We start from the raw sequence: 15,980 nt of genomic DNA on the forward strand, positions 1-15,980 counted from the left end.
AACCACGGCGGGAGGTTTTGTCTGTCAGGAACTGGCGTCGTCGGTCGGGAAGTCGGCGGATGCGCTGGCGTCGGCCCACTTCCGGGTCTCCTCGGCACGTGCCTCGCCGGCAGCCAGAGCACTGGTGACAGCTTGCGCGCCGAGCAGGAGGCGACGCGGCGGGTCGTCGTGCCCGACCACATCGATGATCACTCGCGCGGCACGGACCGGGTCGCCGGGCTGGTTGTCGCTGTTCTCGGCGCGGTAGGCGTTCATCGCCCCGACCGTGGATTCATAGTCGGCACCGACCGGGTGCAGCTCCATCGACGAGCCCTGCCAATCAGTGCGGAACGCACCCGGCTCCACAATCACCACCTTCACCCCGAACGGCGCCACCTCCGCAGCCAACACCTCCGAGAACCCCTCCACCGCGAACTTCGCACTCTGATACGCACCCATCCCCGGCGTGCCACCCACCCGGCCACCCACCGAAGAAAACTGCACAAACACCCCCGACCGCCGCGCCCGCAACACCGGCAACGCCGCCCGCGTCACATTCACCACACCGAAAAAGTTCGCCTCGAACTGACCCCGGAAATCCGCCTCAGCCATCTCCTCAATCGGACCACTGTTGGCGAACCCGGCGTTGTTCACCACCACGTCGAGACTCCCGAACTCCTCCACCGCAGTGGCCACCGCAGCCTTAGCCGCCTCGGCATCGGTGACGTCCAATGCGGCAGTGCGCACCAAGCCGCCATAGCGCGTGACCAGATCCGCCAACTGCTCCGGACGCCGCGCCGTCGCCAAAACCTGGTCGCCGCTTTCCAACACCGCCTCGGCCAGACTCCGACCGAAACCCCGGGACGCCCCGGTGATCAACCATGTGCGAGACATTGCTCGTTCCTTTCGTTCTGTCACATCACTGTAGCACTTACTTATGGATGATGCACTTGCAGATGGCATCAGGTGGCACAGACTCCACACCAGACGGCTAGAATCGAGACCGTGAGAGCCGACGCAGCACGCAATCTGGAAGCCGTCCTGACCACCGGGGCGCGCATGCTCGCCGCCGATCCGGGCGCGAGCATCGCGGCCATCGCGGCCGAGGCGGGGGTGGATCGACGCACGGTCTACCGGCGGTTCGGCTCTCGCGAGGAGCTGCTGGCGGCGATCTACGAGGCGCGCCTCACGGCGATCGGCGAGGCCATCGAGGACGCGCGGCTGCGGGAGGCACCGGTCGCCGTGGCGCTGCACCGCTACGTCGAGAACATCGTGGCGGTCAACCGGATATGGCCGGTCGACCTCAACCGGATGCTCGCCACCGACGCGGTGCGCGAGCGGCGGAACGCCTATGTCGCCGAGGTCGACGCGTTCCTCGAGCGCGCCACCGAGGAAGGACTGCTGCGCTCAGGGCTCCCGGCGGGGTGGGTCGGCGTACTCCTGCCGGAGGTGACGAACCTGGTGGTCCGGCAACAGCCGGAACTGAGCCACGGCCAGGCGGCGGACCTGGTGGTCGAGACCCTGCTTCAGGGGATCGGCGCCGCGCACGAGCGGGAGAGCTGAGCGCGGTGTGGGATCAGGGCTCTTACTCTTGGTGCTTTCAGCTTGCTTACTGCACCGGCGGTGCGGCGGCGGTGAGCGCGTCCGACACGGCGTGGATCGACTTGAGTTTGTCCAGCATCTCGGGCTCGACCCCGTAGCGCTCGGTGAGGGCGGCGGGATCCAGGTAGGTGACGCGGGTCGTGCCGTTGTCGTCCCAGAGCAGGATGCGCAGCGGGAGGTCCAGGGCGGCGAGCGGATGCGCGTCCATGACCGGGGTTCCGGCGGTGGGGTTGCCGAACAGGATCAAGACCGTGTCCCGCAGTTCCAGACCCGCGCTCCGGGCGGCTTCGGCCTGGTCGATGACCGCGAAGACGGTCGCGCCAGCGTGCTCGAGGACTTCGAGCAGGCGGCGTGCCGTCATGGTCACCGACGTGGTCGCTGTCTTGGTGACTACGGGGGAATTCACGGAGCCCATCCTAGGTCGCGGGCCACACGATGACGGCTTCCGGCGGTACCTCCACCCCGCAGCGCGCGCCGAGTTCCGGTTCCTGGCCGCTGGGAACGGTGACGGTCAGCTCGGCGCCGCCGTCCAGGCGGAGCAGGAGTTCGGCGATCGGGCCGAGGTGCGCGACGTCGTCTACGGTCGCGGCGATCCCGCCGGTCCCGTCGGTCCCGCCGGTGGCGACAACTCGCACGTCGTAGGGCTGCACACACCAGGCGACGGAGGTCGGCGGCATCTTCGCGTTCTGCCAGGCGGGAGTCTTCAGCGCCGAGGCGGGAAGCGCAACGCGCAGCGGCCCGCTCTCCAGGACCCTGTCAGCGTCGACGTACCCCTGCCCGATGTTGCGGACGCCGAGCAGGCGCGCCGCCACGGGACCGGCCGGGTGGGTCAGGACGGTGCGGGTGGGACCGTCCTGGAGCACCGCGCCGTCTGCCATCAGCAGCGTGTCTTGCGACAGCAGCGCCGCGTCGTCGGGGTCGTGCGTCACCAGGACCGAGGTCAGGGCGGTTTCGCGCAAGACGGTGCGCAGGAGGCGGCGCAGCTCGTCGCGGACCGGCGCGTCCAGACCGGCGAAGGGCTCGTCGAGCAGCAGCAGGCGCGGCTCGCGGGCCAGCGCCCGGGCCAGGCCGACGCGGCGCGCCTGCCCGCCGGAGAGCTGGTCGGGGTAGCGGTCGGCGAGGTCGGTGAGCTTGAGCCGGTCCAGCCAGAACGCCGCCAGCGCCGGGTCGGCGCCGACTCCGAAGGTGACTTGTTCCCAGACCCGCAGATGCGGCAGAAGCGTCGGGTGCTGCGGGAGGTAGCCGATACCTCGGCGTTCGGCGGGCAGCACGGCGAGGTCTCTGCCGCCGAGCGAGATGTGCGCGTCCTGCGGCGTCAGCACACCGGCGAGCAGGCGCAGGGTCGCGGACTTGCCGGAGCCGGACGCGCCGAGGATGGCCAGGTTCCGGCCCGCGCCGCCGTGCACGACCGCCAGCCGGAAGCCGCCGAGGCGCGCCGACATGATGAAGTCCAGGACAGGGCCCTGCGACAGGGCGGGTGGCCGCGGCTTGGGGATGCGGACCGCGCGGCGCCGGTGTGCGCGCCGTGCCGGGCCGCGGTCGGCGATCAGCAGGACCACCAGCGCCGCACCGAGCGTAACCAGCACGGGGATCGTCGTCGCGGCCAGTCCGGTACTGCTGAACTGGACGTAGGTGAACACCGGCAGGGTGTAGGGGTGATAGGCGAGCACGATGGTCGCGCCGAACTCGCCGAAGGCGCGCAGCCATGCCAGCAGCATGCCCGCGCGGATGCCGCGTGCCGCGATCGGCAGCGCCACGCGCAATACCCGGGACAGCGCGCCGTGTCCGAGCGTCGCGGCGACGTCCAGTTGGGCCGGGTCCACTGCGGCGAACGCCGAGCGTGCCGAGATGACCAGGAACGGTGCGGCGACGAAGCACTGCGCCAGGACGACACCGGTGGCGCTGTCGGTGAGGCCGCCGTTGAAGAACTGGCCGATGGTTGTGTACGGGCCCACCAGATAGATCAGCAGGATGCCGCTCATCAGCGGCGGAAGTGCGAGCGGCAGTTGGACCGCGACGCCGAGCACGCCGGCGGTCCGGCTCGCGGAGCGTGCCAGGAGGTAGCCCAGCGGCACGCCGAGCAGGGTGACGACAGCCGTGCTGATGGACGCGGTGATCAGCGACGTCCGCAGCGCGTCCCCGACACCGGGAGCGGCGGTGGCCGCGCCGCTCTGGCCCGGAGCCCGGACCAGGAAGGCGACCAGCGGGACGAGCAGGTAGGCGACGAGCAGTGCCGCCAGCCACGGCAGCGGGGTGCGGAGCATCCGCCCCTTCGAGCTCCCGATGGCCGGCCGCACTGTGTCAGTACTCAGATTCAGCCGGCGTTGAGTACGGACTTCAGCTGCGCCGGCACGGAGCCGGCGTCACCGGTGACCTTGATCGGCTGCAGTTGCAGACCGTGTTTGGTCATCAGCGCCTTGCCCGCGTCGCTGAACAGGTACTGCACGAAGGCGACGCCCGCGTCGGCGTCCGGCGCCTTATTCAGGACGCTGACGGTGTAGGTCGCCTGCAGGTGGATGTCGCCGAGGGGGACGGTCGGGATGTTCAGCTCGGCGGCTTCGCTGGAGTAGAAGAAGCCGGCGTCCAACTGCCCGGACTGGAGGCGGCCGACCAGCTGCTCTTCGGGGAACACCTGCACCGCCGAGGCGGGGAGGTTGTCCTTGGTCAGCGCCTGCGCGGCGAGCTTGCCCTTGGGGTCCAGCTTGGGGTCGGTCGAGCCCATCTTGAAGCCGGCCTCGGTGATCACCTGGTTCCAGGGCTTGGACTTCAGGTCGGCGGCGAACTTGCTGTTCGCGTTGTAGGCGATGACGAGCGGGGCGGTGGCGAAGGTGGCGTACCAGGTCTCCCAGCCGCCGTTCGCGTCGCCGATCAGGCCGGTGTTGGCGTCGGTGGAGGCGCTGATGAAGACGTCGGCTTGCTTGACCTTGCCCTTGATCTCGCTGACCAGCTGCGTCGAGCCGGCCGCGTTGCCCTGGAAGTCGCCGGTGGTGGCCTTGTCGTAGGCCGGGCTGACGTCGTGCTCCATGAGGTTCGCCAGGGAGGCGGCGTAGGCGACCTTCACCGGGCCGGGGGCGCTGATCGCCGACGTTGATGCCGATGCCGAAGCCGAAGCCGACGACGAGTTCGCCGCCGAGGTCGAGGCCGGCGTCGTTGATCCCGAGGCCGCCTTCGGCGAGCTCTTCGAGCTGCTGCACCCGGCCAGCAGCAGGCCGCTGGCGATGACCACGGCGACTGACTTCTTCACGAACGCCCCCTCAGTTCCTGCACGGTCTGCACGGTCCCGTGCTCCGGCTCCACGACGACCGCGCTGTCGGCGGCCTCGTCCGTCTTCGTCCTGCCGACGTGCGGCGCCCGGGCGGCGGCCCGTTCCACGACCACCGTCGTGGACTTGATCACCGCGACCGCCGTGGCGCCGACCCGCAGGTCCAGTTCGTCCACGGCCTCCCGGCTCATCAGCGACACCACCCGGAACGGCCCGGCCTGGATGTCCACCTGCGCCATCACCGCGTCCTTGGTCACCGCGGTGATGATGCCGCGCAGACGGTTGCGCGCCGAGGACACCTCCGAGCGCTCGTCCGCGGCGGCCGCCAACGACGAGGCGAAAGCGGCCAACTCCGGTCCCGGAATCACCCGGTGCCCGTTCTCATCACGCGTCGCACTCAGCCGCCCGGCGTCCGCCCAACGGCGCACGGTGTCGGCACTGACGCCGAGCAGCTCGGCCGCCTCACCCATCCGGTACACATCCACCCGGCGAGCTTACCGCGCAGACGCCAGGCCAACAGGCGAGAAGACCTTGCATATTCATAACGGATGCCGCACATCCTCTAGCAGGTGCTGTGACCCCTCTTGCTTCTCCGCCGACCGTGCCTAGGCTGAACCGTGGGCCGCACCCCCTCCGGACGCGGCCGCGCAAGGGAGGACCCCATGCTCGGTGAGCAGACCGGCACACTCCAGCCGGCCGAGGGCGCGCTCATTCGACTCGGCGGCGACGTCCACTCGCCCCGCGAGTTGAGCGCCTCCGACCTGTGGTCGCTGAGCCGCCACGAATGCGAAGTGGAGTTCAGCTGCCGCAAACGCGGCCCACGCCGCCACCGCTTCACCGGCCCGCTCCTCCTCGACGTGGCGCACCTGGCCGAACCCGCATTCGTCCCCGGCGAACGCAAGGACCGGCTGCGATACCTGATCTCGATCCGAGCACGCGACGGACACCGGGTGGTGCTGTCCTGGGCCGAGATCGACCCGGAGTTCGCAAACATCCCAGTGCTACTCGGCCTCACGCGCGACGGCGACGCGCTGGACGCGGAGGGTCCGCAGCTGGTCGTGCCGGGGGACGTGTGCGGGGCGCGGCACGTCAGCGGGGTGGCGGATGTGCGGATTCGGAGTGATTCGGGGGACTGAGACAGCTGCGGTAGCTGGAGCAGCTCGGCTTCGGAGTGATTCGCATGAATCAGCTCCGGCTATTGAACAGCAGCGGTGGCTGCAGCGGCTCGGCAGTCGAATCAGCTCGGGCGGCCAAAAGCAGCTCGGGCGATTGAGGCTGCCGCAGTGACTGGCGTGGCTTGGGCGAGCGATTGAATCAGGTGCGGCATCGGCACTCAGCGCGCGTAGGCGGGCTCCGGCACCGGCAGCGGGTCGGGGTTGGCGAGGACCCAGGTCACGGCCAGTTCGCTGAGGCGCTGGATGTGTTCCTCGGGGCTGTTGCGGCGGAAGTTCTGGGCGAGGGTGGTTGCCTCGGTGAGCTGGGATTCGGGGAGGGGGATGCCAGAGGCGAGGAGGGTTGGCAGGGCTCGGACCATGTGGCGGAAGTCGAGGTCCCAGTTCATGCCGCCGTTGCCGAGGACTTCATGGTCCAGACGGCCGGTGATGCGGATGGCTTCGCCCTGGGCTGTGGCGGCTGGGCCCTTGCCGGGGACCAGGAGGTCCCACAGTTCTTGGTGCCGGTCGTCCCAGGCGGTGGCGGTCGCGGTGATCGGGGAGGTGCCGTCGTGGGTGCGGCGCCGGACGGCTGGCGCGACGTCGAACAGGTCGTAGAGGCGGTTCAGGCCGGCTTCGGTCTCGGCCAGGTGGTCCGGGTTGAAGTCGGCGCGGAAGAACTCGAAGTTCTTACCGATCGCCGCGACGCGTTCGCGCATCGTGGCGGTGATGGGGGTTCCGTGCTGCAGGAAGGCCTCGGCGACCTCTGCCATCCGCGGCAGTTGGCTGTTGGTGCAGCGCTGCAAGCCGGACTGCAGCGCGCCGCCGGTGAGGACGAGGCGGTCCGCGCCGCGCTCGAACAGGAGGCGCACGGTCGTGGGCATGATGCCGAGCGCCGCCGCGTGCAGTGCCGGCTGCTTCGGCGCCTGGATGTCGGCGCCGGCGTCCAGCAGAGCCGCGACGACCACGTCGTTGCCCATGTACGCGTGCTGCCACAGCGCGGTGCGGTGGAAGGCGTCGGTGGCTTCGACGTCCGCGCCCTCGGCGACCAGCCAGGCGACCAGCTCCGGCGGGATGGCGCGCACACCGAGGGCGGTCGGGCCGTCGGCGCCTTGGCGGGCGTCCAGCTCGGTGGTCGCGAAAACCGCCTTCATCGCGTCGAGGTCGCCGGACCGGAGCGTGGTGTCGAAATCCTTCGGCAGCCGCTTCTTCTTCCTCGCCATGCGCGCAAGCATAGGCGCGGCTCCCGACGATCGACTCAGGCGTCGAGGTCGATGAAGGCCTGTCCATGAGGCAGCCGCACCCAGGCAAGCCGCTCCGGCGTCCACAGGTCGGCACGGTCGTTCAAGGTCAGCACGCCGTCCTTGCGGACGAACAACGCCGTCTCGTACTCGCGATGCAGGACCATGTCGCCGGTGACGTGCTCGAGCAGACCCAGCGCGAGGCGGATCAGGCCGTCCTGCTGACCCGAGATATCGGTCCACTTGTCCAGCCGGAAGTACAGGTCTACGTCCGGCATGAAGCCGAGCACCGCCGGCACGGTCTGCCACGCTTGCGAACGCGAGTCGCTGACCCGGAACCACGTCCCGTTGCCGAGCACGACACCCTGCAACAGTTGCGCCGCAACGGTTTCAGCGTCGATGAGTACCAACTCCCGCGCGACGGCAACGACCGACTCCGCGACGACCGCAGCGGTCTGCCCCGCTCGCATCTCGACCGTGAACTCGATCGCCATCGCACCGGCTCCCCTTCGTCTCTCGAGCGTTCGCCTCAAAACTGTCCTAACCTGCGGCTACAGTCTCCCGCCATGGGTGTGTTTCATGACTACTTCCGGGCGCCGGACGCGGCGACGGCTATCGCGTGGGCGGTGGGACCCGGCGGGGACTGGCGTGAGCCCTCCGATACCGGGCTTGACGATCACGGTGCGGACTGGTTCGAGGCCAAGGGTCTCGATGTGCATTTGGTGGTGGGGCAGCTGGTCGCCTTCGCGGAGGGTGTGCCCTTCCAGGTTCGGCGTGGCGAGGGACCGCGGCTGGTGTGGCCGGATCAGGAGGCGTGGCCGTATGGCGAGGAGCGCCCCGGCCAGGAGTCCCCGTGGGAATCCGGGCTTCTGGTGGAGACGATGCCGGAGCAGTGGGTGGCGACGCTGGCCGCGGTGACCGACGACCACGTCCCGATGCTCGCCGCGCAGTGGATGGAGATCCCCGAGGTCACCTTCACCGACTTCACCGACGCCAAGAGCGCCGTCGAGCAGTTCCGCGCCCTCGCACGCCGCACGCAGGCCCACGGACACAACGTGTTCGTCAGGACCATCGTCTAGCCGGTCGCACTCCACGGCCCTACGACGTCAGCGTCCCCACCCGTCTCGATGAATGGGATCAGCCGGAACGCGGCGTCGCTGAGCCCGCCGAACGTGTAGCGGCGCGGGCCGGGTGCGGCGTGCCCGTAGGCGTAGCCGACCAGGTTCCAGGTGTGCCGCCCGACCGCCAGCGCGGTATTGGTCCCGCCGCATTCGGTGAAGCGCCCGACGATTCAGGCATTCGCACTCTGGCGGAGCGGGGTGGTTCCTCGTCAGAAGTAGCCGGGGCACGCCGCGCAGCGGGGGTGCGGCAGCAGTGGCTACCCAAGGCGGGCCGGAGCAGGCATCTGATTTACGGCGAGGCGACCGCGCGCTTTTATGTAGCGACCGCTATAGAACGTGGTACGGTTCTTCTGTAGCAAGCGCTACAAATACTTGTGAGGGAGCTTCCCATGCCGGTCATCAGCACGCCCTCGGCCGACGCGGTCCTGGCTCGCACCGTCGGCGGTAGCGGACCTGGTCTGCTGCTGGCGCACGGCGCCGGCGGCAGTGTCGCGCTGAACTACGGTCCGATTCTGGACGGTTTGAGCGTCGGGCACACCGTGGTCGGGATCGACTACCCCGGGACCGGTCGTTCGCCGCGTGCGGCCGGACGGCTGAGCGTCGACTACCTGGCCGACCAGGTGATCGCCGCCGCCGATGCCGAGGGGTTGCAGCGGTTCGCGCTGGCGGGGTTCTCGCTCGGTGGGCCGGTCGCGATTCGGGCGGCGGCCAAGCATCCGGATCGTGTCAGTGCTCTGGTTCTGACGGCGACTTTCGCTTACCGCGACGCGCGTCTGGATCTGGCGGCGAAGTTGTGGGGCGAGTTGTACGAGGCCGGCGACAACGTCCGGCTCTCGGAGTTCCTGACGCTCGCCGCGTTCAGTGCCGAGACGCTGCGGAGTATGCCGGAGCGGCAGTTGCGGCTGGCGATCGAAGGGCTGGCCGGGCTCATTCCGGACGGCACGCCGGAGCACGTGGACCTGGTGCGGCGCGTCGATGTGCGCGCGGATCTGGCCTGGGTCACGGCGCCGACGCTCGTCGTGTCGACCACCGCCGATCCGCTGGTCTCCCCGCATCTGCACGAGGAGCTGGCGGCGGGGATCGCCGGGGCCCGCCTGGCCCGCATCGACACCGGGCATCTGCCGTTCGCCGAGCGGCCCGAGGAGTGGCTGGGGCTGATCACCGGGTTCCTGGCCGAGCACTCCGTCTGAGGAGCGCTCGGCAGGCGAGAATCAGAGCCGGCCTGAGTAGGCCATCAGTGCCCGTATATCAGTGGTGGAACACCGAGCGTTCGACGTCCGGCAGCGGCTCCTTCAGCCGGTCGAGGTAGTCGACCGAGTCCTGCAGGTCGCGCATGAGGTTCGCGGCCAGGTCCATGCTCATGCCGTTGCGGATCACGACCCGCTGCACCACGGTGTCCGACAGGTTGTCGGGCATCGGGTACGCCGGGACCAGCCAGCCCTTCATCCGCAGCCGGTCGGAGACGTCGTAGAGCGTCCAGTTCGGGTTGTGGCCGGCGGCCTTGCGCCAGGCGAACACGGGGATGTCGGAAGCGTCGTTCCACAAGTCGAAGCAGTCCATCGCGCTGATGCGGTCGGCGAGGTAGCGCGCGACGTCGTGGGACGCCTTCTGGACCTCGTGATAGCCCAGCCGTCCCAGCCGCAGGAACTGGAAGTACTGCACCAGGACCTGCGCGGCCGGGCGTGAGAAGTTCAGGCCGAAGGTCGGCATCTCGCCGCCGAGGTAGCTCACCTTGAAGACCAGGCTCTCCGGCAGCAGGTCCCTGTCCCGCCACAGGACCCAACCCAGACCCGGGTTGACGAGCCCGTACTTGTGGCCGGAGGTGTTGATCGAGGCCACGCGCGGGACCCGGAAATCCCACTCCAGCGTGGGCTGCAGGAACGGGGCGACCATCGCCCCGGAGGCGCCGTCGACGTGGATCGGGATGTCCAGGCCGGTGTCGCGCTGGATCTCGTCCAGCGCGCGGCTGACCTCCAGGACCGGCTCGTACATGCCGGTGTAGGTGACGCCGAGGATGCTGACCACGCCGATGGTGTTCTCGTCGACGTGGGACTTCAGGTCGGCGCCGTCGAGCGTCTTGTGCTCCTCGGTGATCGGCACGTAGCGCGGCTCGACGTCCCAGTAGTTGCAGAACTTCTCCCACACCACCTGTACCGCCGAGCTCATCACCAGGTTCGGGCGGTCGGCCGGCTTGCCGGCCGCCCGGCGCGCCTCTTGCCAGCGCCGCTTGAAGGCCAGGCCGCCGAGCATGCAGGCCTCGGAGGAGCCGATGGTGGAGCAGCCGATGGCACGGTCCTGATCCGGCGCGTGCCACAGGTCGGCCAGGATCCGCCAGCACCGCTCCTCGATCGCCGCGGTGCTCGGGTACTCGTCCTTGTCGATCATGTTCTTGTCGAAGGCTTCCAGATACAGCTTGCGCGCCTGGCTGTCCATCCAGGTGCCGACGAACGTCGCCAGGTTCAGGCGCGCGTTGCCGTCGAGCATCGCCTCGTCGTGCACCAGCTGGTAGGCCGTCTCCGGCAGCATCGGCGCGTCGGGCAGCCTCGTCCGCGGCCTGCTGCGCAGCTCTCCGGGCCGGGCGAACAGCGGGTTGACGTCCACGTCCCCGCTCAGATCACGTTCGCTGTGGTTGTGCCGCATCCGTGCGCCTCCTTGAGAACGGGAAAAGACAGGACCCCGGGCCGTCGTGCGGCCCGGGGTCCTGGGGAGCGTCAGCGCGTCAGTAGTTGACGCACGTGTTGCCGGCGGCGCCGGTCAGGGCGGCCAGCACGGAGATGTCGTTGCCGCACAGGTTGATCGGGATGTTGATCGGGATCTGGATGTTGTTGCCGGACAGCAGGCCGGGCGAGCCGATGGCCCCGCCGATCGCGCCCGCGCCGGAGGCGGAGGCCGTGCCGGCAGTGCCCAGGACGGCGACCGCGGCGAACGCCGCGGCGACGAGAGTCTTGCGCATGCTCATTGAAGCTCCCTGACGTTGATGGTGCGAACCGGTCAAGCAGTATCGTTTCGGGCTACCGCGCGTAAACCGGACTACACCTTCCGAGCGACGGCGGCGCCGCAGCGGAAACGCCTGGTCAGAGGCACCGTTTGGGCAGGTCAGGGCTTTGTGAAAGGGCCTCGGAAAAACCACCCATACGGAGGGCCCTCATTGGAGCAGCTGGCTGCGCAGCGACGCGTCGGCCCAGTCGGCGAACCGCCCCGCGGACCAGCCGCGATCGCGGACGAGCAGCAGGTACATCTCTGGGCCGAGAGTCGCGTAGAGCAAGTCTGCGGCATGCTCGGCGGTGAGGCCGGGACGCGCGCCGGGCTTGGCCATGAGCGCCTGCGCCGCGGTGTGTTGGACGGTGTAGCGCTGCTCGTCGCCGGTCCGTCGCAGTGCGTCGAGTTCCGGTTCCAGGGCGGCCGCCGTCCGGATCACTTCGAGCAGGGCACTGACACGCGCGTTGACGGAGACGGCGCCCGCGACGTGCGCACGCAGGTGTTCCTCGGCGGTCGGCGCGGCCATAGCGGCGGTGAACCAGGGGCGCTCCATGGTCGGCACGGGCTCGTCGTCGCCGGCGACAGTGACGTCGGCCAGCTCCTTCAGCAGGGTGCGCTTGTTGCGGAAGACGAAGTAGATCGTCTGGACCGCGACGTCGGCGCGCTCGGCGATCTGCTGGAGCGTCGTGGCGCCGTAGCCGTGCTCGACGAACAGCTCGCCGGCCGCGGTGAGCACCCGCTTGCGCGTCTGCCGGGCCTTCTCCGCCTGCTTGCTGTTGACCGGGCTCATGGCTGAAGCTTAGCTTTAGAGTTGAGCTCTAGAGGCAAACTCTAGTAATGACTTTCAGGAGGCGGGACCATGGCTGTTCTGCGGATCGTGCGCTTCACTACCGACCCGGCGCAGACCGAGGAGATGCTCCAGACCCGGGCCGGGCTGATCGCGGCCACCCGGGAGCGCTTCGCCGGGCTGACCGCGACGCGCTTGGCGCGGGTGGACGAGGCGACATGGATCGACCACTGGCAATGGGAGTCGGCCGAGCACATGCAGCGCGCGCTGGACAGTGTCGCGACGATCCCCGGCGCCCAGGCCGCGTTCGCACTGATCGCGGACCCGAGCGCCGAGGTGGCGGAGGTCGTCGAGGACGGGAGGCGGCCCGCGGGCGAGGTGGCGGCGGCGGTCTGAGACTGCCGGGGCTTAGAGCCCGCAGGTCAGGGAGTGGATCTCGGGCCGGCCTCTAGCTCGCGGAGGCCGAGGCCGCCACCGGCTCCGGGGCAGCCGCCCGAGCCCGCTCCTGTGCCTGCTCCTGCTCTTGTTCCTGCTCCTGCCGCTCCCGCGTCGCCGGCTGCATCGCCAGCACCAGCACCGACAGCGCGGCGAAGATCACCGCGGCGATCAGTCCGGTCGCGTGCAGGCCGGCGGTGAACGCCTCGCGCGCCGTGTGCAGCGTCGCAGAGGCCTGAGCCGTCGGTAGGTGGCTGCTCGCGGCGAGGGCGCCGGCCAGGGAGTCGGACGTTCCGTGGGCGTGTGCGCGGTAGACAACGGCGGCAGCGGCGCCGACCAGGCCCAGTCCGAGGGACCCGCCGAAGTAGTTACCGGTCTCGGACATGGAGGCGGCGCTGCCTGCCCGCTCCGGCGGGACGCTGCCGATCACCAGACCGGTGCCGAGGGCGAACAGCGGACCGGTGCCGAAGGCCAGGACCGCGATGCCGATCATCAGGAGCGGCAGGCTGCCCGGTCCGTCCACGACGGTCAGGAGCAGGGCGCCCAGCGCCGAGAGCGCCAGTCCGGCGGCGATGGCGGTCGGCTGCTGCAGGCGCCGGGTCAGCGCGGGAGCGGTCATGGTGCCGAGCGCGACGCCGAGGCCCATCGGAGCGAACAGGATCGCTGCGGTCATCGGCTCGTGCCCGAGCACTCCTTGCAGATACTGCGTCACCAGCAGACCGGTGCCCGCCATCGCCAGACCGGCGAAGACGAGCGCGATCAGGACCGCGGTGAACGGACGGCTGCGGAACATCCGCAGATCCAGCAGCGGCGTGGTCAGACGGAGCTGCCGGCGGACGAACACCACGCCGAGCGCCGCCCCGACCGCCAGCGCCATCAGCGGCACGATCACCGCGTGCGCGACCGTCAGCTGCTTGATCCCGTAGACCATCAGCAGCACCGCCGCCAGCGACAGCCCGACGCTGGCCGGGTCCAGCCGCCCGGCCCGCGAGCCGCGGAACTCCGGCAGCACGAACGGTCCGGCCACCGCCAGCAGCGCCATCGCGGGCACCGCCGCCAGGAACACCGACCCCCACCAGAAGTGCTGGAGCAGGAACCCGGCCAGCACCGGGCCGATCGCCCCGCCGGTGAACTGGCAGGTCGCCCAGATCGCGATGGCGCGGCCGCGGGCGCGGCCGTCGGGGAACATGTTGGTGATCAGCGCCAGCGTGGACGGCGCCAGGGTCGCCCCGGCGATCCCGAGCAGCGCGCGCACGACGATCAGCATCAGCGGGTTCACCGAGAACGCCGCGACCACCGACAGCACCGCGAACGCCGAGGCGCCGATCAGCAGCAGGCGCCGGCGTCCGATCCGGTCGCCCAGCGTCCCCATGGTGATGACCATGCCGGCGACCATCAGTCCGTACGCGTCGCTGATCCACAGCTGCTGCACCGCACTGGCGCCGAGGTCGGCGCTCAGGTGCGGCAGCGCCAGGATCAGCGCCGTCATGTCCATCGCGACCAGCAGCGTCGGCAGCATGAGCAGGACCAGCCCCAGCCAAGCCCGGTTGACTCGCATCTTCGTGACTCCTGATTCTCGACTTCTCGCGTCTTCTCGGTGTCTTCTCGGCCTCTTCACCCTGGGGTCGGAGCAGGCGGCCGATTCTTGACACCGGCGCGCCGAGATCTCGGCGGGAACCGGCTCGCGGAAAAAGTTCGGCGGAGGATGTCAAGAACGCGGCGGCGGCTCCGACTGCTAGGTGACAGGGCCCCGCCGGGCGCCCCCGACACGAGGAGTACAGCGATGAAGTTCCTGATCAGCATGCACATCAACCCCGCCGTGCTGGACGCGCTGACCGAGGAGGAGATGGCCGGGATCGGCGAGGGCCACAGCCGGTTCATGCAGGCGCTGAAGGACTCCGGGGAGTTCATCATGACCCAGGCGCTGGTCGACCCTTCCCAGGCGGCCGTGGTGCGGGTCCGCAACGGCCAGCCGGTGGTGACCGACGGCCCGTTCCTGGAGGCCAAGGAGTACCTCGGCGGCTTCTACCTGGTCGACGTGCAGAACAAGGAGCGGGCGATCGAGCTCGCCGCGCAGATCCCGGACGCCGCGATCGAGGGTCTCGGGCTGGAAGTGCGCCAGATCATGTTCTCCGATGGACAATTGGAGGCATGACAGCACCGGCGATCGAGGACCTGCTCCGCGAGCTGACACCGCAGGTCCTCGGCGCTCTGGTCCGCCGCTACGGACGATTCGAGGGCTGCGAGGACGCCGTACAGGAGGCGGTCCTGGCCGCCTCCGTCCAGTGGCCGGACGAAGGCGTGCCGGAGAATCCGCGCGGCTGGCTGACCACGGTCGCCTCCCGCCGGCTCATCGACCAGGTACGCAGCGACTCCGCACGACGCGAGCGGGAAGAGCAGGTCTGGGCGTCGGACGTGGTGCCGGACGAGGTTCCGGACACCGACGACACCCTGGTCCTGCTCTTCCTGTGCTGCCACCCGACGCTCACCGCCGCGTCGCAGACCGCGCTGACGCTGCGCGCCGTCGGCGGCCTGACCACCGCCGAGATCGCCCGCGCCTTCCTGGTCCCGGAGGCCACGCTGGCGGCCCGGGTCAGCCGCGCCAAGCAGCGGATCAAGACCGCGGGGAGCTCCTTCGAGCTGCCGGCCGGTCCCGAGCGCGAGGAACGGCTGCAGGTCGTGCTGCACGTGCTCTATCTGATCTTCAACGAGGGTTACACCGCGTCCTCCGGCACAGAACTGGACCGCGTGGACCTCGCGACCGAGGCGATCCGGCTGACCAGGATGGTCTACGCGCAGCTGCCCGACGACGGCGAAGTCGCCGGGCTGTTGGCGCTCATGCTGCTCACGCACTCCCGGCGTGAAGCCCGCACGACCGCGCAGGGCGACTTGATCCCGCTGGACGAGCAGGACCGCGCGAAGTGGGACGCCGAGCTGATCGCCGAGGGACTGGAGCTGGCGAAGACCTCGCTGGCCGGCACGGAGCTGGGACCGTACCAACTGCAGGCGGCCATAGCCGCCACGCACGCCGTCGCCACCGACGCCGCGGACACCGACTGGCGCCAGATCCACACGCTGTACCTGGTCCTGGAACGCATCGCGCCGAACCCGATGGTCACCCTGAACCGCGCCGTCGCGCTCGCCGAGATCGAGGGACCGCAAGCCGGGCTCGCGGTGCTGGCGACGTTGGACAGCGACGAGCGGATGGCGAAGCACCATCGGCTCTTGTCCGTGCGGGCACACCTGCTGGAGATGGCCGGGGACACCGACGCCGCGTACGAGAACTACCGGCGCGCCGCCAAGGCGACCGCGAGTCTGGCCGAGCAACGGCATCTGGAATCCCGAGCCAAGAAGCTGCGGCCCTGAGGACGAACAAGCAGAACGAACCGGTGACGCCGGAGGCTTCGCTCGGGGCCCCCTCCC

At 69.7% G+C, this 15,980-nt stretch carries 17 protein-coding genes and 1 pseudogene; 7 read left to right on the forward strand and 11 right to left on the reverse strand.

The features are described from left to right. Nucleotides 1–24: 24 nt before the first annotated feature. Entirely contained in the window at nt 25–873 is an 849-nt protein-coding gene (locus tag CACI_RS42705; protein ID WP_015797188.1) for an oxidoreductase, read from the reverse strand. 165 nt (nt 874–1,038) lie between these two features. Between CACI_RS42705 and CACI_RS42710 the strand changes: the two genes are divergently transcribed. Further along, nucleotides 1,039–1,542, forward strand: a complete 504-nt coding sequence (locus tag CACI_RS42710) for a TetR/AcrR family transcriptional regulator (RefSeq protein ID WP_041543948.1) — start codon at nt 1,039–1,041, stop codon at nt 1,540–1,542. A 46-nt stretch (nt 1,543–1,588) separates the two neighbouring features. Here CACI_RS42710 and CACI_RS42715 read toward each other — a convergent pair whose 3' ends face one another. The 4 genes and pseudogenes from CACI_RS42715 to CACI_RS42730 all read right to left on the reverse strand — a co-directional run. After that, nucleotides 1,589–1,987 (reverse strand): DUF302 domain-containing protein, encoded by a 399-nt coding sequence (locus CACI_RS42715; RefSeq protein ID WP_015797190.1) that lies wholly within the window; start codon nt 1,985–1,987, stop codon nt 1,589–1,591. Between the two features lie 10 nt (nt 1,988–1,997). After that, a complete protein-coding gene (locus CACI_RS42720) occupies nt 1,998–3,845 on the reverse strand; it encodes an ABC transporter ATP-binding protein/permease (protein ID WP_015797191.1) in 1,848 nt (615 codons plus the stop codon). A 50-nt stretch (nt 3,846–3,895) separates the two neighbouring features. Next, entirely contained in the window at nt 3,896–4,825 is a 930-nt protein-coding gene (locus tag CACI_RS42725) for an extracellular solute-binding protein (protein ID WP_015797192.1), read from the reverse strand. A gap of 89 nt (nt 4,826–4,914) precedes the next feature. Beyond that, nucleotides 4,915–5,313, reverse strand: a pseudogene (locus CACI_RS42730) (TOBE domain-containing protein); the annotation flags it as partial. 192 nt (nt 5,314–5,505) lie between these two features. Here CACI_RS42730 and CACI_RS42735 point away from each other — a divergent pair. After that, nucleotides 5,506–5,979: a hypothetical protein gene (locus CACI_RS42735; protein WP_015797194.1), complete on the forward strand. Its 474-nt coding sequence runs from the start codon at nt 5,506–5,508 to the stop codon at nt 5,977–5,979. A gap of 197 nt (nt 5,980–6,176) precedes the next feature. Here CACI_RS42735 and CACI_RS42740 read toward each other — a convergent pair whose 3' ends face one another. Beyond that, nucleotides 6,177–7,217 (reverse strand): ankyrin repeat domain-containing protein, encoded by a 1,041-nt coding sequence (locus CACI_RS42740; RefSeq protein ID WP_041540800.1) that lies wholly within the window; start codon nt 7,215–7,217, stop codon nt 6,177–6,179. Nucleotides 7,218–7,252: 35 nt separating this feature from the next. Then, on the reverse strand, nt 7,253–7,729 hold the full coding sequence (locus tag CACI_RS42745) for a SitI3 family protein (RefSeq protein ID WP_015797196.1): 477 nt from the start codon (nt 7,727–7,729) through the stop codon (nt 7,253–7,255). A gap of 72 nt (nt 7,730–7,801) precedes the next feature. Between CACI_RS42745 and CACI_RS42750 the strand changes: the two genes are divergently transcribed. After that, nucleotides 7,802–8,314: a hypothetical protein gene (locus CACI_RS42750; protein WP_015797197.1), complete on the forward strand. Its 513-nt coding sequence runs from the start codon at nt 7,802–7,804 to the stop codon at nt 8,312–8,314. 431 nt (nt 8,315–8,745) lie between these two features. Further along, a complete protein-coding gene (locus CACI_RS42755; protein ID WP_015797198.1) occupies nt 8,746–9,546 on the forward strand; it encodes an alpha/beta fold hydrolase in 801 nt (266 codons plus the stop codon). Nucleotides 9,547–9,604: 58 nt separating this feature from the next. On the opposite strand, the gene CACI_RS42760 is transcribed toward CACI_RS42755, so the two are convergent. From CACI_RS42760 to CACI_RS42770, 3 genes are all read right to left on the reverse strand, one after another. After that, nucleotides 9,605–10,996, reverse strand: coding sequence for a glutamate decarboxylase (locus CACI_RS42760; RefSeq protein ID WP_015797199.1), 1,392 nt, complete (start codon nt 10,994–10,996; stop codon nt 9,605–9,607). A 79-nt stretch (nt 10,997–11,075) separates the two neighbouring features. Beyond that, entirely contained in the window at nt 11,076–11,315 is a 240-nt protein-coding gene (locus tag CACI_RS42765) for a chaplin family protein (RefSeq protein WP_015797200.1), read from the reverse strand. 186 nt (nt 11,316–11,501) lie between these two features. Continuing rightward, nucleotides 11,502–12,125 (reverse strand): TetR/AcrR family transcriptional regulator, encoded by a 624-nt coding sequence (locus CACI_RS42770; RefSeq protein ID WP_015797201.1) that lies wholly within the window; start codon nt 12,123–12,125, stop codon nt 11,502–11,504. A gap of 69 nt (nt 12,126–12,194) precedes the next feature. Between CACI_RS42770 and CACI_RS42775 the strand changes: the two genes are divergently transcribed. Continuing rightward, entirely contained in the window at nt 12,195–12,518 is a 324-nt protein-coding gene (locus tag CACI_RS42775) for an antibiotic biosynthesis monooxygenase (protein WP_015797202.1), read from the forward strand. A 52-nt stretch (nt 12,519–12,570) separates the two neighbouring features. On the opposite strand, the gene CACI_RS42780 is transcribed toward CACI_RS42775, so the two are convergent. After that, a complete protein-coding gene (locus tag CACI_RS42780; RefSeq protein WP_015797203.1) occupies nt 12,571–14,115 on the reverse strand; it encodes an MFS transporter in 1,545 nt (514 codons plus the stop codon). A 225-nt stretch (nt 14,116–14,340) separates the two neighbouring features. Between CACI_RS42780 and CACI_RS42785 the strand changes: the two genes are divergently transcribed. Both CACI_RS42785 and CACI_RS42790 read left to right on the forward strand, forming a co-directional pair. Next, nucleotides 14,341–14,712: a YciI family protein gene (locus CACI_RS42785; RefSeq protein WP_015797204.1), complete on the forward strand. Its 372-nt coding sequence runs from the start codon at nt 14,341–14,343 to the stop codon at nt 14,710–14,712. Continuing rightward, nucleotides 14,709–15,923 carry an RNA polymerase sigma factor gene (locus CACI_RS42790; protein WP_015797205.1) on the forward strand — a complete coding sequence of 405 codons (1,215 nt, stop codon included), beginning with the start codon at nt 14,709–14,711 and terminating at the stop codon, nt 15,921–15,923. Before CACI_RS42785 ends, CACI_RS42790 begins: the two co-directional genes overlap by 4 nt. The last annotated feature ends 57 nt before the right edge of the window (nt 15,924–15,980 follow it).

The sequence above is a fragment of the Catenulispora acidiphila DSM 44928 genome, assembly GCF_000024025.1.
Classification (GTDB): domain Bacteria; phylum Actinomycetota; class Actinomycetes; order Streptomycetales; family Catenulisporaceae; genus Catenulispora; species Catenulispora acidiphila.

Excerpts from the sequence above, each read along its gene's own strand:
- CACI_RS42705 (WP_015797188.1), bottom strand. The coding sequence starts at position 873 with ATGTCTCGCACATGGTTGATCACCGGGGCGTCCCGGGGTTTCGGTCGG.
- CACI_RS42710 (WP_041543948.1), top strand. The coding sequence starts at position 1,039 with ATGCTCGCCGCCGATCCGGGCGCGAGCATCGCGGCCATCGCGGCCGAG.
- CACI_RS42720 (WP_015797191.1), bottom strand. The coding sequence starts at position 3,845 with ATGCTCCGCACCCCGCTGCCGTGGCTGGCGGCACTGCTCGTCGCCTAC.
- CACI_RS42735 (WP_015797194.1), top strand. The coding sequence starts at position 5,506 with ATGCTCGGTGAGCAGACCGGCACACTCCAGCCGGCCGAGGGCGCGCTC.
- CACI_RS42740 (WP_041540800.1), bottom strand. The coding sequence starts at position 7,217 with ATGGCGAGGAAGAAGAAGCGGCTGCCGAAGGATTTCGACACCACGCTC.
- CACI_RS42745 (WP_015797196.1), bottom strand. The coding sequence starts at position 7,729 with ATGGCGATCGAGTTCACGGTCGAGATGCGAGCGGGGCAGACCGCTGCG.
- CACI_RS42750 (WP_015797197.1), top strand. The coding sequence starts at position 7,802 with ATGGGTGTGTTTCATGACTACTTCCGGGCGCCGGACGCGGCGACGGCT.
- CACI_RS42755 (WP_015797198.1), top strand. The coding sequence starts at position 8,746 with ATGCCGGTCATCAGCACGCCCTCGGCCGACGCGGTCCTGGCTCGCACC.
- CACI_RS42760 (WP_015797199.1), bottom strand. The coding sequence starts at position 10,996 with ATGCGGCACAACCACAGCGAACGTGATCTGAGCGGGGACGTGGACGTC.
- CACI_RS42765 (WP_015797200.1), bottom strand. The coding sequence starts at position 11,315 with ATGAGCATGCGCAAGACTCTCGTCGCCGCGGCGTTCGCCGCGGTCGCC.
- CACI_RS42770 (WP_015797201.1), bottom strand. The coding sequence starts at position 12,125 with ATGAGCCCGGTCAACAGCAAGCAGGCGGAGAAGGCCCGGCAGACGCGC.
- CACI_RS42775 (WP_015797202.1), top strand. The coding sequence starts at position 12,195 with ATGGCTGTTCTGCGGATCGTGCGCTTCACTACCGACCCGGCGCAGACC.
- CACI_RS42780 (WP_015797203.1), bottom strand. The coding sequence starts at position 14,115 with ATGCGAGTCAACCGGGCTTGGCTGGGGCTGGTCCTGCTCATGCTGCCG.
- CACI_RS42785 (WP_015797204.1), top strand. The coding sequence starts at position 14,341 with ATGAAGTTCCTGATCAGCATGCACATCAACCCCGCCGTGCTGGACGCG.
- CACI_RS42790 (WP_015797205.1), top strand. The coding sequence starts at position 14,709 with ATGACAGCACCGGCGATCGAGGACCTGCTCCGCGAGCTGACACCGCAG.